Below are 18,783 nucleotides of genomic sequence, written 5' to 3' on the forward strand. Positions count from 1 at the left end.
CATCGTGCGCATTCCGCGACGGTATGTACAAGACCCGTCAGGTGGCAGTTTGGTCAGGATAGTGGTCGATCGACGCCCAGATGGTCCACGAGGGACTCGCTGATCCGGCGCAACTGGTCGACCTGCGCCGGGCTGAGCGCGTCGAACAGGTGTCGGCGTACCCCCTCGACGTGGCCGGGCGCGGCGGCGGCGAGCGCGGCGAAGCCGGTGTCGGTGAGGACGGCGAACTGTCCCCGCCGGTCGGTCGGGCAGTCCCGGCGGCACACCCAGCCGGCGGCCTCCAGGCGGGCCACCGCGTGCGACAGGCGGCTGCGCGAGGACCCGCTGGCGAGGGCCAGGTCGGTCATCCGCAGCTCCCGTCCGGGCGCCTCGGAGAGCCGGACCAGGATCTCGTAGTACGCGTGCGGCATTCCGGCGTCACGTTGCAGCTCGCGGTCGAGGGTTTCCATCAGCGCCCGGGAGGCGGCCAGGAACGCCCGCCAGGTGCGCTGCTCGTCGGGGTCCAACCACCGGGTCATGCGGCCATCATACGACAACTAGTTGAACGCTCAACAAAATGGCGCTACCGTGGTGGGCATGGGAATCCACCGCCTCAACCACGCCGTCCTCTTCGTCCGCGACGTCGAGCGCAGCGTCGCCTTCTACCGTGACGTGCTCGGCTTCCAGCCCGTGCCGATGACCCCGGACGGGTTCACCGGCGCCGCCTTCCTCCAGGCGCCCGGCTCGACCAACGACCACGACCTCGGCCTCTTCGAGATCGGCGCCGCCGCCGGCCCGTCCGAGGCGGGCCGCCGCACCGTCGGCCTCTACCACCTGGCCTGGGAGGTCGACACCCTCGACGAACTGGCCGTCACCGCCGAGCGGCTCACCTCGGCCGGCGCACTGGTCGGCAGCTCCGACCACGGCACCACCAAGAGCCTCTACGGCCGCGACCCCGACGGCCTGGAATTCGAGATCGTCTGGCTGGTTCCCGCCGACCGGCTCGACGCCGCCGCGCTCGCCGCGCGCACCCGGATCGGCCGCCTCGACCTGGCCCGCGAGCGGCAGCGCTACGGCGGGCAGACCCGGGGCGGCGTCGGCGTCTCCGTCCCGGCCTGACCCGGAGCGGCTGCCCGTCCGCCCCCTGTCCGGAGCGCCCCGTCCGCCCCCGGCCCTCGGGGCTGGCACCGGCCGCCTGGTAGAACCACAGGATGCCGCGTGACCCGTACGACGCCGTTCTCTGCGGGCTCCTCGCCCGCCAGCTCGACACCTGGCTCACCGGGGCGCTGCGCCGATCGCGGCGGGTTACGCTCGCCCTCGCGTACGCCGGCCCGGTGGGCGGGACCGTCGAGGCCGCTCTGGGCGCCCTGACCGACGCCGCCGACCGGGTACACGGCCGTCGCGTCACCGTCGTGGCGGTCGGCGTCGACCCGGACCTGCCGGCCCGGCTCGGCGCGGTGACCTCCCGTCTCCCCGCCGACGTGGCCGTGTACCCCGTACCCGGTGCGCCGGACCGACTGCCGGTGGCACTGAAGGCCGCCGGCGCGGCCGGCGCACCCACCTTCACCGTCCTCGCCGACCCGGCCGGCGTCGTGCTGGGCGGACCGGCGGCCATGCCCCTCCTCACCGCCGCCGCAGCCGGCCGCCCGGCCGACCTGCTGCTCGCCGTGCCCGCCGACGCGGGCGGCCCGGCCGCTCTCCACCGGGCCGGCTTCCCGCTGGTCACCGGGGTCGAGACCAGCCCGGCCGACGACGAACCGGCCCGGCTGCTCGCCCTCGGCACCGGCTCGGACCGCAACCTGGAGGCGGGCAAGGAGGCCATCTGGCAGGTCGGTGCGACGGCCGGCTTCCGGTACCGGGACCTTGACGGCGTGGCGCGCGACCTCACCGCCGCCCCGGACGCCGACCGGCTCGGCGCGCTGCTGGTCGCCGAGCTGGCCCGCTCCGGCCCCCGTACGGTCACCGAGCTGCGCCGACACGTGCTGACCGCCACCCCGTACCGGGCCGCCGACGCGGTACGGGCGCTGACCGTACTGCTGGACGCCGGCACGGTGATCCGGGAACCGGCGGACGGCCGGCTCGGCGGGGACGTGCTCATCCACCCGGTGGCGGAGTCCCGGCTGACGGAGGAGTGAACCCGGCACCCGGCGGGCGGACGATCCGGACACGTCGAGCGGGGTGCCGGTGGTGGTCCACCACGCACCCCGCTCGACGTCGGGAGCTTCGGTCGTGCCGGTTACGCCCGCGACCGGGACTTGTCCTGCTTCCAGGAGAGCGGGCCGGGCAGGTCGACCCGGTGCGCCCGGGCCTTGGAGTTCCAGGACCACCGGCCGAGCCGGACGGTCCAGGAGGAGAAGCCGTTCTCGGTGAAGTTGAGGACCAGGGGACCGTACTTCTTCCGCTTGCGGAACATCAGGCCCATGTCGGGGCCTCCCTTCATGACCAGCCGTCCGTGTTCGGTGTCGAACATGCCCGGATGGCCGTTTCACGAAACCCGTGATCGTTCCACGGTGGAACACCGGCCGGGCCGGGCGGCGCGGTCACCGGTCGCCGAAGCCCCTCAGCGCGGCTCCCAGGCACCCGGCCGGGCGGTCAGCCGCCGCACGTGCGCCGGCAGCTTGCCGGTGGACAGGTCGGCCAGGCTCACCTCGTCGACGACCTGCCGGACCGCGGCCCGGACGGCCACCCAGAGGCGGGGCAGGTTCTCCGCCGCACCCAGGTACTCGGTCTCCTCGGGGCGCATCCCCCGTACGCCGGCCAGTGGCCCGTCCACCGCCCGCAGGATCGCGCCGACGGCGATCTCCCGGGGCGGTTGGGCCAGGGTGTAGCCGCCCTCGGCCCCACGTTGGGCCCGGACGATGCCGGCCCGGCGCAGATCCGCCAGGACGGCTTCGAGAAACTTGCGCGGCATGTCCTGCTCCGCGGCGATGGACTGGGTGGAGAGCAGCGAGGGGTACGCGGCGGCCAGACTCAGCGCCGCCCGGATCGCGTAGTCGCCACGGGCCGAGATTTGCACGATGCCATCATGCCCGGTCGGTCCAATGCGGCGGCCGGGGGCGGACGATTCGCGCCGGCACGGCCACCCGGCCGCCGGTCGCCCGGAACGCACCCGGGCTCAGGCCGACCTCCCGGCTGAAGAAACGACCGAAGTTCGTCGGCTCGGGAAAGCCGAGATACCGACCGATCCGGGCGATCGGCTCGTCGGTCGCCGCGAGCAGCCGGCGGGCCTGCAAGGCCACCCGTTCGTCGATGACCTGCTTGGCGCTGCGCCCGGTCATCGCCAGACAGGCCCGAGTGAGGGTACGCACCGAGCAGCCCAGCCGGTCGGCGTAGTCCTCGACCCGCCGGGTGTACCGGTAGTGGTGCTCGACCTCCCGGCAGAACCGCCGGAACGTACGCGGTTCGGTCCCGCCGGTCGGGGCGGTGGTCAGCGTCAGGCGCAGCAGCAGAACGGCGAGCTGGTGTCGGAGCAGGCTCTCGCCGGCCACGCCCGGGTGCCGCCGGCAGTCCACCACGAGCTGGCTGACCTCGTTGATCACCGCCTCCTCGTCCTCGCCGACCAGTTGGGTGTGGGCCGGTACGGCGTCCGGGTCGACGTCCAGCCCGTGCAGGGCGTGCGGGCTCCAGCGCACCATCACCGCGTCCAGCGCGTCGGTGCGCCGCACCGCCTGACCGGGGCGGACCCGGAACATGGTGCCGGGCCGGCAGGGGAACGGGTGGAAGTCGACCTCGAAAGTGCCGTGACCGCCGGTGACCAGAATCAGGTGGTCCGAACCGATCAGCACCGGTCGCCGCCACGCCGGGTCAGCGCCGAGATCACCCAGCGTGAGGGCCTGGATCCCGGTTGCGACCGGCGCGGGAGCGGCGTCCGTGGCCGGGGCGAGCTGACCGGAAGAGACCATCACCAGCGACGTTAGCCCGCCGGGCCGCCCACCGCATGTCGGCGGTGGGGACGTAGGGGATCGCCGGCCCTCCGACAGGGGTCGGGACGGTTAGGCTACCGGTCGGTAGCGCCCGGTCGGCCGGCGCGGGCGGCCCCGCCGACTCGCGATGGGATGCACATGACGGATCTGTTCTCGGTCGAAGGCAAGACGGTGCTGGTCACCGGAGGCTCCCGGGGCATCGGGTTGATGATCGCCCAGGGCTTCGTCCGGTCCGGGGCAGAGGTGATCATCTCGTCCCGCAAGGCGGAGGTCTGCGAGCGCGTCGCCGCCGAGCTGTCCGCCGACGGTCGGTGCGTGGCGATCCCCGCCGACCTGGGCACCGACGCCGGGGCGGAGGCCCTCGCCGCCGCCGTGCGGGACCACACCTCCCGGCTCGACGTGCTGGTGAACAACGCCGGAGCCACCTGGGGCGCGCCGCTGGAGGCGTACCCGGAGAGCGCCTTCGACAAGCTCTGGGCGGTCAACGTCAAGGCGGTGTTCCGGCTCACCACCGCGCTGCTGCCCGCACTGCGCGCGGCGGCCAGCGCCGACGACCCGGCCCGCGTGATCAACATCGGCTCGGTGGACGGCACCCGGGTGCCGACGATGGAGGTGTACGCGTACTCGGCCACCAAAGCGGCCGTACACATGCTGACCCGCACTCTCGCCCACCAACTCGCCGGGGAGCACGTCACGGTCAACGCGATCGCGCCCGGCCCGTTCGAGAGCAGGATGATGGCGTTCGCCCTGGACGACCCGGCGACCCGGGCCGGCATCGAGCAGCAGGTGCCGCTGGGCCGCATCGGCCGACCCGAGGACATGGCCGGCACCGCGATCTACCTGGCCTCCCGTGCCGGGGCGTACCTGACCGGCGCGGTCATCCCGGTCGACGGCGGCATCACGACACACGGTTGACCACCTGGTCGGGACGTCGCGGCGTACCCGGTGGATCGGTGGCGGGGCGCCGCGCGGACTCGGCAGATCCGCGCGGCCCCGCCGTAGTGTGGCGTCAGCGACCGGCCAGCAGCCGGTTCACCGCCGTGTCGACGTCCAGGTGCTCGGCCTCCCGGCCGCGCGGGACGACGACGTAGGTGCGGCGCAGGAAGCGCACCAGCACACTGCGTGGTACCTCGAACAGGGCGTTGCCGTCGGGTGACGACAGCGCCAGCGCGACGAAGTCGCCGCGTGGTGTGGCCCAGGGCCACACCCGGACGTCGCCGATGCCGGCCGGTTCGTCGAGCCCGGTCACCAGCAGTTCGCGGGCGAACGACCAGCTCACGGCCTCACCGCCAGCGGATTCGGCATGGAACAGGACATGGACCGCATACGGGTCAGCAGGGTCGTAGCGCAGACTGGCACGCACCGGCAAGGCCGTGGCGTCAGGTGCGACGAGCCTTAGCGACGTCTCGACCTCTACGGTCGTCGGTCGGATGACACTCATGGACGTTCTCCCCCCGGCACCGCTGCGGAACGCGCGTGTTCCGCTTTTCCATACTCAGGCGCTCCTCATGGCTACGCTCCGCCATACGCTGACTTCACCCAGTGGTGGGAAGGGGTTCGGAAACGCCGCCAGAATGTGAGAATTCATGTACGATATCCGGTTCTGCCCAGAACTTGGTCCCGCCCGGCATCGGGTGGTTCAGTCGTCGACTTACTCCGGTAACGTCCAGTCGTCGGTAGGAGTGACGGGCCGGGGCGACACTGGGGGTGAGATGGTCGCGGAACATTCCTCAATGGAGGCTGCGGCCGGGCGTCGGTTGCCGGGTCCGGTGACCGGAAAGACCGGAAATCGGGGGTACGGGGTGCCGGAAGAGGGGCGTGGCCGTAACGGGCTGCGCGGGCACGGTGCCGGCGGCACAGGGGGTGTGCGGGTCGCCGAACGGCGGGTCCGCTGGCGGCGGCTGCGGACGACGCTGGAGCTGATCCGGGCCAACCCCACCGGCCGTATCGCGCTCAAGGTCTTCATCTCCGTGGCCGGGGCCCTGGTGGTCGCCATCGGCGCGGTGCTCATCCCGCTGCCCGGCCCCGGCTGGCTGCTGGTGATCGCCGGACTCGGCATCTGGGCGGTCGAGTTCCACTGGGCCCGGCGGCTGCTCAACTTCACCCGCCGCCACGTCCAGCGCTGGACCAGGTGGGTGACCAGCCGCTCGTGGCCGGTGCGCCTGGCCCTCGGCACGGTCGGCCTGCTCTTCGTCTGCGCGGTCGTCTGGCTCTCCCTCAAGGTCGGCCTCGGCATCGACGTCGTCGCCCGGCTGTTGCACTACCTGGCGACGAACTGACCCCGGATTCGCGGAGTCCGGACCCGATCGGGTACAGTCATGCGCGCTGAGGGCGATTAGCTCAGCGGGAGAGCGCTTCGTTCACACCGAAGAGGTCACTGGTTCGATCCCAGTATCGCCCACATCTATATAGCAAGGTCAGAGGCCGGTTTGGAGAGTTCTCCAGCCGGCCTCTGACTCTCTCAGCCGAAGATCATGAGTCACCGGTGAGTCGGCGGCGCCGGCGGCCCGGCAAGTACGTCACCCCGCACTCCCTGAGGCGCGCCTGGTAGCCGATCGCGAAACCCTCCTCCATGCCGTCCTCTCGCGCCGCCGCCAACTCCTCGCGGTGACGCCTGCGGCGCTCGCTCAACCTGACGTGACCGACCCCCGCCGCGGTCACCCCCAGGGCAACCAGTCCCGCGACGTACATTCGCGCCACTGCTGTCTTACTGCGAGTGGCACGCCCACGCTCCCCCACAGCTAGTTCCTCCCCACAATTGGCCCGCCGATCTACAGTGGTCGGCGGTGCATCGATCAGACTCCGAATCGATGACCATGTCTAGCCACCGATCGTGAAATGGCCGGGCGGCCAGGGTTCATCCATCAGCCGATCGGCGTTAGAACGTCACGCTCGCGAATCGGAACATGAGTTCAGCCGATAGATACGTCCCCCAGCCGACTCCGCGTCCTGTCCGGACGGTCGGTCACCACCAGCCTGACGCCCGAGGCTGGAGCAGGCCCGGCGGGTCGACGCCTGCAATTTCCAGACGCGGCACCCGGTGCGGGGGCAGATGCCCCCAGCTCTCCATCACTACAAGGTCAATCTCGCCGGTCGCCATCATGCGGACGACATCCGGCCAGTGGGCCGCGTCGGGCGTCTCCGCCACCCGGCCGTGGATCTGGTAGCCGGCACGCTCGCACCACGTCGCGCAGTGCCGCTCCCACTGGCCGCCACCCTCGGCGGGTCCGTAGATCACCACCCGCAGTCCGGGCCGTCGAGCCGGCCGCCCCCGGCCGATGATCTCGACGCGGGCCAGCCGCAGCGGCGGCAGATCCGCCAGAGTGGCCACCACCACGACGTCGACCGTGCGGTCGGCCATCATGTGGAGCACCCGTCTCCACTCGGTCGTCGCCCCGGACTCGTCGACGACCGCCACCAGGTCGTAGCCTCGTTGGGCACACCAGGCAGCGCAGATCGGGTGCCAGCGGCCGATGTCCCGGGCGGGCCCGTAGATCGCCGCGCGCATCATGTGAACGGGCCGCCCGGGAGTTCGGCGGCGTCCTCTACCTGCTGTTTCACGAATCCCATTCACGGGAGTCTCATCGATCATGGGCGCATCGACACGCACCGTCGCCCAGATTTGCAGATGGCGCTACTCCTGCAACAGGGGCGTAACGAATCTGGCCGCCGCGTCGTTCTCAGGCGGTTCAGTCTGCCTCGGCCGGGGCGGCTGGCGGAAGCCCCAGGTCGGGCGACGTCCTACTCGGCCGGACGGTCGGCCCCCTCTGAAGGCACCCGTACCACGTACTGATCGGCGGGGTACAACCACTGGACCCCGACCGGGTCGGTCACGATCAGCAGCGACCAGCCCTCGGCCACGCCGTACGTCTCGCGCTCCTCCGGCGTGGGCGGCCTGGACGACACGGTCGACCCGGGCTCGGCGACGATCACCTCAGGCTCCGCGCGCTCCTGCACGACGACACCGTAGCCCCGGACGGCGGCCGCCAGGCCTTCCTGGCGCAGGAGCAGCAACGCGGCCCGTGCGGTCTTGCCAGCCACGCCGTACGTCTGGGCGAGCACCTTCTCGCTCGGCAGCCGGTGGCCGGGCCTGATCTGGCCGGACGTGATCTGCTCGCGGAGAATGTCCGCCAGCTCGCGGTAGCCGACCGGCGGCTGGCCCGGGAAGATCACCACCACACGCTATGGCGGGGCCAGGATTGAGCTAGCTCGCTAGCTCGCTAGCTCAATCTCGACACCGCCCGCGCCTTACATCCGCAGCCGCGCGTTCAGTTGGTGAACGAGGAGTACCGTCCGAAGTGGCGGCCCGCCGGAGTAGCGGCCGGCGGAGCCGCCGCCCAGACCGCTACCTGGGAGACAGCCATGCCGAAGAAGACCATTGGCGACCGTCTGCGCAAGCTGCGTACCGAGTCGACGATGACGCAGGAACGCCTGGCCGAGGAGTCGGGCATCTCCATCGAGACGATCCGCAAGCTGGAGCAGGGGGCGCGAAGCAGTGCCCGCCTGCCCACCCTCCACGCCTTGGCACGTGCCCTGGGCGTGCCCACCACGGCGCTGCTCGGCGACGCGTCCAAGGCCGCAGCGCGGCGGGAGCCCGACCACCGGCCACTCTCCCTGGCCGGCATCCGCCGGGTACTCACCCCCGCGCGCAGCCTGGCCGGCCCCGTGGCCACCGTGCCGGACGGTCCGCCGCCCACGCTGGAGACCGTGCGAGGGAGGCTATGGGCGGCCGACGCGGCGTACCACCGGGGCGACTACGCCACCGCCCTGGCCGAAGCGCCCCGACTGCTCGACGACGCCCGCCGGGCCGCCGAGGACGGCGGGTCGGCGCAGGCCCATGCCACCCTGGCGCAGGCTCGCTACCTGGCCACCGAGCTGCTGATCCAGCTGCGCGCCGGCGACCTGGCGTACGCGGCGGTGGCCGGTGCGCTCGACGCGGCCGAAGCCGCCGGCGATCCGCTGCTCGGTGCGTCAACGGTCAAGGGCGCGTCGTGGCTCCTGCTGCGGCAGGGTCGTCTGGCCGAGGCGGAGCAGGTGGCGGTAGCCACCGCCGACAGCATCGAGCCGCGGCTGCGGAAGGCCGCCCCGGCGGAGCTGGCGGTGTGGGGTTGGCTGCTGCTGGCCGGCGCTGCGGCGGCGGCCCGCGACAACCGGCCGGACGACGCGGTGGAGATGCTGGACGCGGCGTCGGCGGCGGCGGCACGTCTCGGATCCCGGCCGGTCGGCGACGGGCACCTGGCGGTCGTCGGCGGGTTCCGGGCGGCGCGGGTGGACATGATGCGCGTCGAGGTGGCGGCGGTCGCGGGCGATGCTGGGCGGGCACTGGATTTGGCCGAGCGGGTGCCGGCCGACAAGACGACGGCGACGTCCTGGCGGCGGCATCGCCTGGATGTCGCCTGGTCGCAGATGCAGGTAGGTGCGCACGCCGAGGCCACCGGGGTACTGGTGGAACTGCGGCACCAAGCCCCGATGTGGCTACGGCAGCAGCGGTACGCGCGAGACATCGTCCAGTCGATCTCGGAGCACCGCCGGCGGGCGATGAGCCAGGAGCTGGCTGACCTGGTGTCGCTGGTCGGGGCGTAGTCGCACGCTGCGTACGACCTTCTCCGCCTCGGGCCCAATGTGGTCAGTCGGGCACCTGGGATCATCGGTCGCTCTGGGTGAGCATGAGTTCACCAGGGCGACCGACGCGAGGTCCATCAGCACCGACTCGGCCGCGGGTCGCCCTCGCCAGTTGGGCGCGGCGGTGGCGGTCCTTCCAAGAGCACCCGCCGCCGCGCCCCCTCCCAGGGGGCGAACGTGGGCGATACAGAGGTTCCGGCAGCAAGCCGGGGCGAGCAGGTCCAGGCGGCCGAGCAGGAAGCGGCGAAGCGGCGACTCCTCGCCCTTGCCGAAGCCGATCGGGTGCCCGTCGACGAGGTGACCCGGGCCGTACCGGACCGGCGGTGGCGTCGTGGACGGTGACGAGCTGCCGATAGGCCGTCGGGTCGCCGAGTGGCGGACCCGACGGAAGATGTCCCAGCAGGTGTTCGCCGACCGGCTCGGCAAGTCGAAGAGCTGGGTCGACAAGGTCGAGCGAGGTGTGCGCCGCCTGGAGAAGGTCAGCACGATCCGCGAGATCGCCGAGGCCCTCGGGATCGACACCGCGGTGCTCCTCGGCCGGGACGCCCGCACGGACGACGTCGCCGAGCGGGTCGACGGCGTCGAGCGGATCCGTGCTGTCCTGTCGACGTACGAGGTCGCCCTCGCCCGGCCGAACGCACCGCTCGCCGTGGTGCCCGCCGGTGAGCTGGCCGGCCGGGTCGAGCACGCGTGGACCACCTACCAGCATGCCCGGTACCCGCAGCTGGTCGCGCTGCTGCCGGGCCTGCTGGGCACCGCGCAGCGCACCCACGCCCACGGGCCGGTGTCGGGGCGGGCGCCGCTGGTCGACACGTACCGGGTGACGGCGTCGCTGCTGGTGAAGCTCGCCGAGCCCGACCTGGCGTGGCTGGCCGTCGACCGGGCCATGGCGGTGGCCACCGGTGATCCGGTGCTGGTGGCCACCGCGACCGTGCAGCTCGGCCAAGTGCTGCGCGCGGCCGGTCGGGCCCGGGCGGCGATGTCGGCGCTGCTGGCCGCCGCGTACCGGATCGCTGCACCCAACCCGGACGACGCCCCGGCGGAGGACCTGTCGCTCTGCGGGGCGCTGCTCGTGCAGGCCGCGCTGGCCGCCGCCGGGCACGGCGACGAGCGCAGCGCAACCGAGCTCGTCGACGAGGCCGCCGACCTGGCGACCCGGGTGGGCGACGGCCACGACCACCACCGGACCGGGTTCGGGCCGACGGCGGTGGATCTGGCCCGGGTCACGGCGGCCGTCGAGCTGGGCGACGGACGCGACGCGGTCGCATGGCATGAGAAGGCCACCGCGCGGGACGGCTGGCGGTGCCTGCCGCCGGAGCACCGGGCCGGGCATCTCGTCGACGCGGCCCGCGCGTACCTCCAGGCCGATGATCCGGCCGCCGCCGGCCGCGTACTGGTCGACGCCGGCCGGCTCGCCCCGGCCGAGGTCGACCGGCCGGCGGCCCGGGACGTGATGACTCGGGTGGTCCGTTGTCCGGACATGCCGCCGGCGGTGACCCGGCTGGCCACCACGCTGGGTGTGGCGTGATGGCCGCGCCGCACCTGTCGCTGGCGCAGATCCGGAACCGGCTGATCCTGTCGGCGCGGTGGATCGTGCGGGACCACCAGCCGCGCCGAGACGGCCGGTGCCCGGTCTGCCGGGTGGCCGACTGCCAGGCACGCTCGACCGCCGAGGCGTACCTGACGGCGGTGGACGACACGTCTGCCCGTGTCGACCGGTGTCGCGGCCCTCCGATAGTCGGCCGCACCCCATGCAATCGCCCATCGGCACAGCTCAGAGCAAGCGCAAGCCTGGCGTCACCCCCAACGATGGAGGTTGAAATTGCGCACCACCCGTAGAACCATCACGGCGGCCCTGGCCGCCCTGACCTTCGCCACCCTTCTCACCCCCACCTCTGCGAGCGCCAAGCCGGCCCCGGCGACCGAACCGCAGCCCGAGCCCTGTGTCAGCCTCGCGCTGAGCAGGGGCGCGGACCTCTGGACCTGCACCAGCGAGATGCTGGTGGAGGTCGACGTCGACGACACCGGCCAGCCCCAGCCGCCCGTCTACACGCCGATCGAGCAGCCGGTCGTCTGGTCGGAGCCGGTCACCGCCTCGGACCTCGGGCCGCTCGACGACTGGGACACCTGGTGCGAGCACAGCGGCATCTGCCGCCGGGTGATCACCCCGTACTACATCAACGAAACCAAGGGGAACGTCGCCTACGGCAACTCCAGCGGCGCGATCGGCCGGTACGACGTGATCATCCGGACCAGCCTCAACGGGAGGCAGGCCAACCACGGCATGGCCCTGATCTGGGACGGCGGGCCCAGCATCGATTTCAACGACGTGACCGTGCGCTGCCGGGAGGACCGGAACAACCTCCCCGACGCGAACTGCGGCGACCACTACGCCGGCGGCCCGCTGATCGGTCCGGCGACCTTCCGTTGGAACTCGGGAACGCTGTACGGGAACCGGCTGGCCAACGCGAACCCCTACTACGCCGATGTGACGGCGACCTTCTGGCCGACCGGGTACCCGGGCTACACCCACCCGCCGCTACGGACGTCGAAGTGGAAGTGCCCGGCGGACGTCGGCAGCGACACCCGGTGCAAGTTCTCTCTGTAGGGACCGTCTGAACTGCGAGGATGGCGGATGGGGTCGGCGTCGCCGGCTCCATCTCGCCGTGAAGGAGTCCCGTGCCCAACGACCAGCCGGCCACCGCCACGCCCCGCTGGGACGACGTGCCCGTTCTGGACGACCCGCCGGGCGACGGCTACTACGAGCTGACCGAGAACGGATGGGGTGCCATCATCGGGTGGCTCAGCGGCGTCGACCGGATGGTGCGCTGCCCGGACCGACTTCCCCACAGGTACACCGAGGTGTGCACCGACCGGACCGGGACGCGGGAGAGGACCGTCGCGCGCTCGCCGGAGGACCAGCAGATGATCGACGACTCCATCAACGAGTACCTGGGCGACGCGGGGATACCCGCTCGCCCGGGCGGGTGGCGGTGGTTCCTCAAGCTGCCGGCGGGATACACCGGCCCGGAGGTCGAGTCGCGGGTGAACACAGGCGTAGGGCGCCTGCCGGCCGATCACGTGCACCCGGCCCAGTTCGCCCCGCGGATCCGCGAGGTCCTCCAGGACGTCTACGCCGAGGGCTAGCACAGCGCGGTGGACGGCGCGGCTTGTCCACAGGTCGGAAGTTATCCACACGCTGGAGGCGGCGGGGTTGCCCTGACCGCCCGGCAGCCGGCACGCTGACCGGGTCGGCGAGGTCACCCTCCAGCCGCCGGCCACACCCTCGGGCGGTGGGGCGGCTCGGTCGGAAGGCCACCGGCAGCCTGGACTCTGGCCGGCTGATTCAACAGGGTGTCGTGTTGATTTGGAGAACAGGGTGGTCTAGTGTCCTCCACGTGACCGACACGGATCCGCTCTCGTGCCTCGGGGGCCGGCTCGCCGCAGCCCGACACCTGGCACCGATAGCCCGGTACCGGGAGCTGCGCAACCTGGCTTCCGAGATCAAGAGCGCGATCGCGGCCGAACAGGACGCCGCGATCGCCGAGGCCACCACCACGGCGACCTACGAGCAGGTAGCCAAGGAGGCCGAGATCTCCAGCAGCGAGATCAACCGGCGGATCAGCGCCCACCGGCGGCGTACCGGCGCACCGTCCAGGCGTGGCCAGCGACCGCGCGCCACCACGTGACGCACCTACCCCACAACTGAAGGCGGGCCCGGCAGGAGTTGGCGCTCCTGTGCCCCGGGCCCTTGATCGACTGACTGGAGTCGACCCGTGCACATCATCCCTGACGCGCGCCCCTGCGCGCACATCACCCTGCCCCCGCGCCTGGCCGCCGGCTACGTCGGCCCCGCATCCGGGCTGCGCACCGCGCTGCTCACCGGTGCCGCCGTCGGCCGCCCGGCCCGGACCGCTACCGCGCTGACCGCTGGCGGTGTCCGGTGAGCATGCCCGTCAAGGCCGCCCTGCTAGCCACCCGCGACCTGCGCGGCACCGATCGCCTGGTCGTGCTCGCCATCGCCGCCCACGCCGACACCACCGGCGACGCCTGGCCCAGCGTGCAGACGATCGCGGACTACGTGGGCGTCAGCGAGCGGACCGTGCAGCGGTCCCTCGCCCGGCTCGTCAACCTGGGCCGCCTCGTCTGGCGTCACGTCGCCGGCCGGGCCACCCGCACGTACCGGATCGTCATCGACGGGGTGTCATCCGCGATCAAGGGGGTGTCATCTGGGAAGCGGGGGGTGCCAGATCAGGCCGGCGGGGGTGACAAGGACAGCGGGGACGTGGCACCCGAAGGCGAAGAGGGTTTGAAGGAGAAGAAGCCGCGCGGGGCGCGGGACTGGCGTCGCTGGATTCCGAAAACCAAGGCGGGCGCCGACCCGGTCCGGCGTGGTGCCGCCCCGCCCCCGCCGCCGGGTGCCGACCAGTGCCCCCGCCACCGGGGCTCCCTCGCTCACAATTGCGGGCCCTGCCGGTCCGAGGCGCTCGCCGGGGGTGCCCGGTGAAGCTCCTGACGCGCCGTCCCCAGTTGACCGCCGAGGAGATCGCCACGCTGCGCCGCATCGAGCTGGACGCCGAGGTCGACCGGATCCGGCAGCTCGACCAGGTCCAGCGCGAGCAGGCCGCCGCCGACCGGGCCGAGCAACGCCGCGTAGCCCGGGAGGCCGAGCGGACCGCCCGGAAGCGGGCCAAGGCCAAGGCCAAGGCGAGAGCTCGCCGGATCCGGACGCTGCGCCGGTACGCCGAGGCGGCCCGCACCGTCGGCCCGCTCCTCGTCGTCAACGCGGTCACCATCGGCGCGCAGCTCGCCTACGTCCACGGCGAGACGCCCGCCGACTGGCCGGAGCCGGCCCGGGTCGCCGTCGCCATCGGCGTGGCCACGGCCGCCGAGTCGGTGGCGCTCTACGTGGGCTGGCACGCTCACGATGCGCTGCTGGCCAGGGCGTACACCACGGCGCGGTGGCTGCGCCGGGCCTCGTACGGGATCGCTGCGGTCATGGCGGCCGCGAACTACTCGCACTTCGTCGACGAGCTGACCCAGCCGACCGCCCTGGCGGTGATCGTCGGGGTGCTTTCCTGCCTGTCCCCGTGGCTCTGGGGCCTGCACACCCGCCGGGTCCAGCACGTGCAGCTGCTGCGCGACGAGCTGGTCGACGCGACCGGCGCGGCCTTCGACCCGGCCCGCCGGCGGGCGTTCCCGCTCCGCAGCTGGGCGGCCCGCCGGTGGAGCATCGACCACAACGTGCGGAACCCGATCGAGGCATGGGAGGGCTACCGAGCCGAGCGGGCCGCCCGGCCGACCGGCCGGCTCCGGGCCGCGTGGGCCGCGCTGCTCGGCCGGACCGTCCAGCCGACCCCGGCCACGCCGGCCGCACTGGCCGAGCCGGAGCCGGACAGCCGGTGCACCGAACTGCTCGCGCAGATGGCCGCCGCCCGCTCCCGGCTGACGTCCGGGGCCGCCTGGGCCGTGCGCCGGTGGTCCGGCTCGGCCGGGTCGCGCCGAGCGGCCGAGGTGCCCACCACGCCGCCCGCCGAGCCGGCCGAGCCGGAATCGGCGGAGGTCCCGGCCCAGCTCCCCATCCCCGGCTCCGAGCCCGCCGGCTCCGAGCCGACTGGGAATGACCGGGCTGGCCGGGGTCCGGGCCGGCCGCTCGACACGGCACGGCTCGCCCGGGAGTACGACCGGCTGACCCGGGAGCTGCGCCGGCGGCCGACCGGGAAGGAACTGTCCAAGGCGGCCGGCTGCGGGCTGTCGACGGCCAAGGGCTGGATGAAGCGGAACCGGCCGCTGGCCGCGTAGGTAGAGGCGGCCGGGCTCATCCGAGCCCGGCCGGCCGTGACGACTTTCTGCCCACAAGGTGGCATCGCTGCGGGCCGCCGGCCACGCCGTTGAGCCGCCAGACTGACCATGACCTGAGGAGGTAGGCATGCTCCACATCCGCCTAGAGGGCGACGAGGGCGAGGCCCGCGCGCTGATGGAGGCCCTGCGCGCGGCCGGCTGCGACGTGCTGGTCGGCACCGTCAAGGCCCGCCGGGAGGGGTTTTCGCACCTGTACGGCTCGGTGGCCATGCCGGGCTGGCGGCCGTCGGTGCGGGCGACCGCGACCACCGGTCCGGCCGAGGCCCCGCCGGTACGGGCGAGGCGGCCCCGCCGGGCGATCGAGGGCCGAGGGTCCGGCCGGTGACCGTCTACGGACCCCACTGCGGCCACGAGGAATGCGGCATGGTCGATTGCCTCGAAACCGGCCGACCCGAGTACTCCTGCCGCGACCAGGCCGCCTGCCCGTACTGCGGCCCCGAGTCGGAGGACTGGCCGAGGATCTCGGCCGCCGACCGGGCCTGGACGATCAAGTACGCCGGCACCTGCGACCCGGCCGAGCTGCGCAAGATCGGCGTGCCGACCAACGTCATCGAGCGGGCCGAACTGCTGAAGCGGCACGCGTAGAGAAGGGCCGGCCGGGCACCTCCTCCGGGCCCGGCCGGCCGGCCCGTCCGAACTGGCCTCAACCGGGGGGAAGGCCAGGCAGGGCGGTTGGCTACCAACTATCGACCGGCGCTGATCACGTCGCATCCGACGATCAGTTTGTGACGCGCGCCACTCGTGCCGCTAAGGTCAACGATCATCGAGCGTGAGCAGTCCGTGAGCAGTACGGCCCTCGGGGCGTGCACCATGACCGGCGTGACCCGAGACCAACTGGAGCAGCTGCTCGACGAGTACGCCCGCCTTACCGCCCGTCACACCACGCGCGGCCCGCGCGGCACCTACACGGCGTACCGGCCATCGGCGGAGCGGCGGGCCCGCGTCGCCGAGATCCGGAAGCAGATCCTCGACGCGGTCGCTCCGGAGTGACCAGGTGCCCGGAACCCGTACTTCTACGGGGTCCAGGCGGGGCCTGCCCGGCACCCTCGGCGTGTGTGGTCCTACCTGCTCTCCACCGCCGGCATCACCGGCCTGCTCGTTGCCGCCCGCCACCCGCGCGCCGGCTGGACGATCAACATCGTCGCCCAGGCGCTGTGGCTCGCGTACGCGGTCATCAGCCGGCAGTACGGGTTCCTGTTGGCCGCAGCGGCGTACACCGTGGCGTACGTTCGGCTGCTCCGCCGGGCCCGTGTCGCGCACCCGACACCCACTGTGGACACCGGCCGCTACCGTGCCCCGGTGACTCGTTCCCTCCCCGCCACCATCGCCGCGCTCGTCCTCACCGTCTCCCTCGCCGCCTGCGGTGGCGACGAGACCGGCCAGCCCACCGCCGCCGCAAGCAGTAGCGCCCCGGCCGCCACCAGCGCGGCGCCCCGCAACGAGGTGGAGTGCGTCAACATCAACCGCGCCCACAACGCGTGGGAACGCCCCAGTCTCCTCCGCACCGCCGACGAGATTGCCGCCATGAACGAGGGCGCCGTGCGCCTGGCAATGGAGGACGGCAAGAACTACCTCAACGCGGTCACCGGCTACGACGACCAGCCGTCGAAGGAGCTGGCCAGCGCGATCGCGCAGTACAACGTCGAAATTTCCTTCGTCAACCTCCAAGTCGTGATGGGCGATGGCGTCGACCAGGAGCAGGCCGAGAAGACGGCGGCGGCTGTGGCGAAGGTGATGAACTCGTACCAGGCGTGGAAGACCGCCACCTGCGGCTGACCCCGGATACGACGAAGCGGCCCCCGTCGCCCACCCTCGAACCGAGGGAGGCGACGGGGGCCGCAGTCTGCACGAGGATAGTCAGATCGTGCCGGTGTTGGTCTCCGGGCTCGGGGTGGGACTCACCTGGGGTCGGATGCCGAACAGGGCGAACCCGGCCAGCACCGCACCGGACAGCGCACCGGTGACCGCGTCCGGCACGTTCATGCCGTACTCGGCAACCAGGGCGACCCCGGCGGAGATGACGGCGGTGAACAGCGCCGGAGCGACCGGCCGGGTGGTCGCGGCGATGATGCACGACGCGAGGAAAGCGGTGATGGCCGCCGCAGCTCCGGCGTCGATGCCAGGCACGTTGAGAGCGGCGAGCACGGTCATGATCGAGCCGATCGCGCCGATGACCAGCGCCGGCTCCCGGCCGAGGATTTTCACAGGGTCTCCTTGGTGTGGGTTCGCGGTTCAGGCCTGCGCGGGCCAGTGCCAGGTGCCGGGGTGGCGTTCCGCAGTGTGGCTGGTGCCCCAGTTGAAGAACGAGTCCTGCCGGGTGAACACCACCAGGTCGAGGTGCCCGACGAACTCGCCGTCCACCACCTCCCCGTCGACTGCGGTGACGATCGCGGGCTGGCACACGCTCGGCTCGGGGCTGCCGACTGGGACGAAACTCTGGTAGTGGACGCTGCTGCCGATGGTCGGCTGCTGCACAGGTACCTCCTCGGTACGGTGATTGGGTGGTGCGGATGCGCCGGACCCGCGCCGGCTGGGAAGAGATCGCCGGGGCGTGCCCGGCCGGCCACTCGGACGTCTCGCCCGGGTGGGGTGCGTGCCCGACGTGCGGGCTGATGGGTCGGTACTGGCGGTGCCGGCGGGACGGGTGCGGCCAGGTCACGCAGGACCAGCACGACTGCCGGCCTACAGCGGGTGGCCGTTGACGCCCTGCGAGTTGGGACGGCCCACCAGCCGACGCAGCGCCGGGATGTCCGGCTCCGGTCGCCACACCTCGGAAGCGACCATCGTCATCTTGTCCGTCATCCGCGCCAGGGCTTCTCTGGCCTGTTGCACCTGGGCCTGGAGCCCGGTCATCTCGGAGCGGATCGCCTTGACGTCGTTGTCCGCCTCTTCCTTGATCCGCTCGGCTCGCTCCCGGGATTCCTGGGCCTCCCTGCGTGCGGCCTGGGCCTCCTCTCGCGCGGCCGTTTCGCTGTCTCGCAGCTGCTGCGCCCACGTGAGCATCGAGTCGCGCCGCGATGCTCGGCCGGCGACGCGGCTCGTAATCCATGCCGCCCCCAGCACCGCCACGGTGGACAGCACAGACGTCAGGACAGTGGTGGGGTCCACCACGGTCGTCCCCTTTCCGTGACCGGTTCAGGCCACCCCGCTACCAACCAGACACAGAACCCGAAGACGGCCCAGACCGCTCCAGACACCCACCCGTCCGGCACCTGACCGAGGGCCCACCCGGACAGGTAAAGGCAGCACCACAGAACCTTGATGGCGATCGCCAGGGTGAACGCGGTCCGGTCGCGTCTGCTGACCGCGCCGACGAGGCACACCCCAGCCACCAGCAGCCACGGACCCGCCCACACCCAGAGGGGCGCAGGTATGTCCAGCCAGGCGTAGAACGGCT

General features: G+C 72.4%; 27 protein-coding genes and 1 tRNA gene. 18 read left to right on the plus strand and 10 right to left on the minus strand.

Translation table 11 applies throughout. From position 1 onward, the window contains the following. Nucleotides 1-53 precede the first annotated feature (53 nt). A complete protein-coding gene (locus ACIBJE_RS01885) occupies nucleotides 54-518 on the minus strand; it encodes a MarR family winged helix-turn-helix transcriptional regulator (RefSeq protein ID WP_396741717.1) in 465 nt (154 codons plus the stop codon). Between the two features lie 58 nt (nucleotides 519-576). Here ACIBJE_RS01885 and ACIBJE_RS01890 point away from each other — a divergent pair, with 58 nt between their 5' ends. Beyond that, a complete protein-coding gene (locus ACIBJE_RS01890) occupies nucleotides 577-1,098 on the plus strand; it encodes a VOC family protein (protein ID WP_088979964.1) in 522 nt (173 codons plus the stop codon). A 92-nt stretch (nucleotides 1,099-1,190) separates the two neighbouring features. Beyond that, nucleotides 1,191-2,114, plus strand: coding sequence for a hypothetical protein (locus ACIBJE_RS01895; protein ID WP_396741719.1), 924 nt, complete (start codon nucleotides 1,191-1,193; stop codon nucleotides 2,112-2,114). Nucleotides 2,115-2,215: 101 nt separating this feature from the next. On the opposite strand, the gene ACIBJE_RS01900 is transcribed toward ACIBJE_RS01895, so the two are convergent. The 3 genes from ACIBJE_RS01900 to ACIBJE_RS01910 all read right to left on the minus strand — a co-directional run bounded on the left by ACIBJE_RS01900 (nucleotide 2,216) and on the right by ACIBJE_RS01910 (nucleotide 3,881). Beyond that, complete coding sequence (locus ACIBJE_RS01900; protein ID WP_088985195.1) at nucleotides 2,216-2,401, minus strand: DUF4236 domain-containing protein; 186 nt, start codon at nucleotides 2,399-2,401, stop codon at nucleotides 2,216-2,218. A gap of 138 nt (nucleotides 2,402-2,539) precedes the next feature. Next, on the minus strand, nucleotides 2,540-2,995 hold the full coding sequence (locus ACIBJE_RS01905; RefSeq protein ID WP_088979961.1) for an Rrf2 family transcriptional regulator: 456 nt from the start codon (nucleotides 2,993-2,995) through the stop codon (nucleotides 2,540-2,542). A 7-nt stretch (nucleotides 2,996-3,002) separates the two neighbouring features. Next, entirely contained in the window at nucleotides 3,003-3,881 is an 879-nt protein-coding gene (locus ACIBJE_RS01910; RefSeq protein WP_396741721.1) for an AraC family transcriptional regulator, read from the minus strand. A gap of 159 nt (nucleotides 3,882-4,040) precedes the next feature. On the opposite strand from ACIBJE_RS01910, the gene ACIBJE_RS01915 reads away from it, so the two are divergent. Next, entirely contained in the window at nucleotides 4,041-4,817 is a 777-nt protein-coding gene (locus ACIBJE_RS01915) for an SDR family oxidoreductase (RefSeq protein WP_396741723.1), read from the plus strand. A 94-nt stretch (nucleotides 4,818-4,911) separates the two neighbouring features. Here ACIBJE_RS01915 and ACIBJE_RS01920 read toward each other — a convergent pair whose 3' ends face one another. Beyond that, a complete protein-coding gene (locus ACIBJE_RS01920; RefSeq protein WP_007457244.1) occupies nucleotides 4,912-5,343 on the minus strand; it encodes an SsgA family sporulation/cell division regulator in 432 nt (143 codons plus the stop codon). 292 nt (nucleotides 5,344-5,635) lie between these two features. Between ACIBJE_RS01920 and ACIBJE_RS01925 the strand changes: the two genes are divergently transcribed. After that, nucleotides 5,636-6,181, plus strand: coding sequence for a TIGR02611 family protein (locus tag ACIBJE_RS01925; RefSeq protein WP_396741725.1), 546 nt, complete (start codon nucleotides 5,636-5,638; stop codon nucleotides 6,179-6,181). Nucleotides 6,182-6,231: 50 nt separating this feature from the next. Then, nucleotides 6,232-6,303 (plus strand) — tRNA-Val (locus tag ACIBJE_RS01930). Between the two features lie 564 nt (nucleotides 6,304-6,867). Here ACIBJE_RS01930 and ACIBJE_RS01935 read toward each other — a convergent pair. After that, a complete protein-coding gene (locus ACIBJE_RS01935; RefSeq protein ID WP_396741727.1) occupies nucleotides 6,868-7,410 on the minus strand; it encodes a hypothetical protein in 543 nt (180 codons plus the stop codon). A 233-nt stretch (nucleotides 7,411-7,643) separates the two neighbouring features. Further along, nucleotides 7,644-8,075, minus strand: coding sequence for a GntR family transcriptional regulator (locus ACIBJE_RS01940; protein WP_396741729.1), 432 nt, complete (start codon nucleotides 8,073-8,075; stop codon nucleotides 7,644-7,646). Between the two features lie 189 nt (nucleotides 8,076-8,264). On the opposite strand from ACIBJE_RS01940, the gene ACIBJE_RS01945 reads away from it, so the two are divergent. From ACIBJE_RS01945 to ACIBJE_RS02005, 13 genes are all read left to right on the plus strand, one after another. After that, nucleotides 8,265-9,485 carry a helix-turn-helix domain-containing protein gene (locus ACIBJE_RS01945; protein WP_396741731.1) on the plus strand — a complete coding sequence of 407 codons (1,221 nt, stop codon included), beginning with the start codon at nucleotides 8,265-8,267 and terminating at the stop codon, nucleotides 9,483-9,485. Between the two features lie 216 nt (nucleotides 9,486-9,701). Further along, nucleotides 9,702-9,866: a hypothetical protein gene (locus ACIBJE_RS01950; RefSeq protein ID WP_396741733.1), complete on the plus strand. Its 165-nt coding sequence runs from the start codon at nucleotides 9,702-9,704 to the stop codon at nucleotides 9,864-9,866. After that, nucleotides 9,856-11,052 carry a helix-turn-helix domain-containing protein gene (locus ACIBJE_RS01955; RefSeq protein ID WP_396741735.1) on the plus strand — a complete coding sequence of 399 codons (1,197 nt, stop codon included), beginning with the start codon at nucleotides 9,856-9,858 and terminating at the stop codon, nucleotides 11,050-11,052. The genes ACIBJE_RS01950 and ACIBJE_RS01955 overlap by 11 nt, the downstream gene beginning before the upstream one ends. Before the next feature lie 294 nt (nucleotides 11,053-11,346). Continuing rightward, complete coding sequence (locus ACIBJE_RS01960) at nucleotides 11,347-12,132, plus strand: hypothetical protein (protein WP_396741737.1); 786 nt, start codon at nucleotides 11,347-11,349, stop codon at nucleotides 12,130-12,132. A gap of 71 nt (nucleotides 12,133-12,203) precedes the next feature. Then, nucleotides 12,204-12,671, plus strand: coding sequence for a DUF5956 family protein (locus ACIBJE_RS01965; RefSeq protein WP_396741739.1), 468 nt, complete (start codon nucleotides 12,204-12,206; stop codon nucleotides 12,669-12,671). 251 nt (nucleotides 12,672-12,922) lie between these two features. Next, nucleotides 12,923-13,213: a hypothetical protein gene (locus tag ACIBJE_RS01970; RefSeq protein ID WP_396741741.1), complete on the plus strand. Its 291-nt coding sequence runs from the start codon at nucleotides 12,923-12,925 to the stop codon at nucleotides 13,211-13,213. Between the two features lie 87 nt (nucleotides 13,214-13,300). After that, on the plus strand, nucleotides 13,301-13,471 hold the full coding sequence (locus ACIBJE_RS01975) for a hypothetical protein (protein WP_396741743.1): 171 nt from the start codon (nucleotides 13,301-13,303) through the stop codon (nucleotides 13,469-13,471). A gap of 2 nt (nucleotides 13,472-13,473) precedes the next feature. Further along, nucleotides 13,474-14,031: a helix-turn-helix domain-containing protein gene (locus ACIBJE_RS01980; protein WP_396742227.1), complete on the plus strand. Its 558-nt coding sequence runs from the start codon at nucleotides 13,474-13,476 to the stop codon at nucleotides 14,029-14,031. Further along, nucleotides 14,028-15,326, plus strand: a complete 1,299-nt coding sequence (locus ACIBJE_RS01985; RefSeq protein ID WP_396741745.1) for a hypothetical protein — start codon at nucleotides 14,028-14,030, stop codon at nucleotides 15,324-15,326. The genes ACIBJE_RS01980 and ACIBJE_RS01985 overlap by 4 nt, the downstream gene beginning before the upstream one ends. A 127-nt stretch (nucleotides 15,327-15,453) precedes the next feature. After that, nucleotides 15,454-15,711: a hypothetical protein gene (locus ACIBJE_RS01990; RefSeq protein WP_396741747.1), complete on the plus strand. Its 258-nt coding sequence runs from the start codon at nucleotides 15,454-15,456 to the stop codon at nucleotides 15,709-15,711. Between the two features lie 38 nt (nucleotides 15,712-15,749). Continuing rightward, nucleotides 15,750-15,971 (plus strand): hypothetical protein, encoded by a 222-nt coding sequence (locus ACIBJE_RS01995; RefSeq protein ID WP_396741749.1) that lies wholly within the window; start codon nucleotides 15,750-15,752, stop codon nucleotides 15,969-15,971. Nucleotides 15,972-16,205: 234 nt separating this feature from the next. Beyond that, on the plus strand, nucleotides 16,206-16,376 hold the full coding sequence (locus tag ACIBJE_RS02000; protein ID WP_396741751.1) for a hypothetical protein: 171 nt from the start codon (nucleotides 16,206-16,208) through the stop codon (nucleotides 16,374-16,376). A gap of 63 nt (nucleotides 16,377-16,439) precedes the next feature. Next, nucleotides 16,440-17,162: a hypothetical protein gene (locus ACIBJE_RS02005; protein WP_396741753.1), complete on the plus strand. Its 723-nt coding sequence runs from the start codon at nucleotides 16,440-16,442 to the stop codon at nucleotides 17,160-17,162. Nucleotides 17,163-17,243: 81 nt separating this feature from the next. Here the strand turns inward: ACIBJE_RS02005 and ACIBJE_RS02010 are convergent, their stop codons facing one another. The 3 genes from ACIBJE_RS02010 to ACIBJE_RS02020 all read right to left on the minus strand — a co-directional run bounded on the left by ACIBJE_RS02010 (nucleotide 17,244) and on the right by ACIBJE_RS02020 (nucleotide 18,497). Beyond that, nucleotides 17,244-17,591, minus strand: a complete 348-nt coding sequence (locus ACIBJE_RS02010; protein ID WP_396741755.1) for a hypothetical protein — start codon at nucleotides 17,589-17,591, stop codon at nucleotides 17,244-17,246. A gap of 27 nt (nucleotides 17,592-17,618) precedes the next feature. Then, on the minus strand, nucleotides 17,619-17,861 hold the full coding sequence (locus ACIBJE_RS02015; RefSeq protein WP_396741756.1) for a hypothetical protein: 243 nt from the start codon (nucleotides 17,859-17,861) through the stop codon (nucleotides 17,619-17,621). 207 nt (nucleotides 17,862-18,068) lie between these two features. Continuing rightward, nucleotides 18,069-18,497, minus strand: coding sequence for a hypothetical protein (locus ACIBJE_RS02020; protein ID WP_396741758.1), 429 nt, complete (start codon nucleotides 18,495-18,497; stop codon nucleotides 18,069-18,071). Between the last annotated feature and the right edge of the window lie 286 nt (nucleotides 18,498-18,783).

Source organism: Micromonospora sp. NPDC050187, assembly GCF_044459745.1.
GTDB lineage: Bacteria > Actinomycetota > Actinomycetes > Mycobacteriales > Micromonosporaceae > Micromonospora.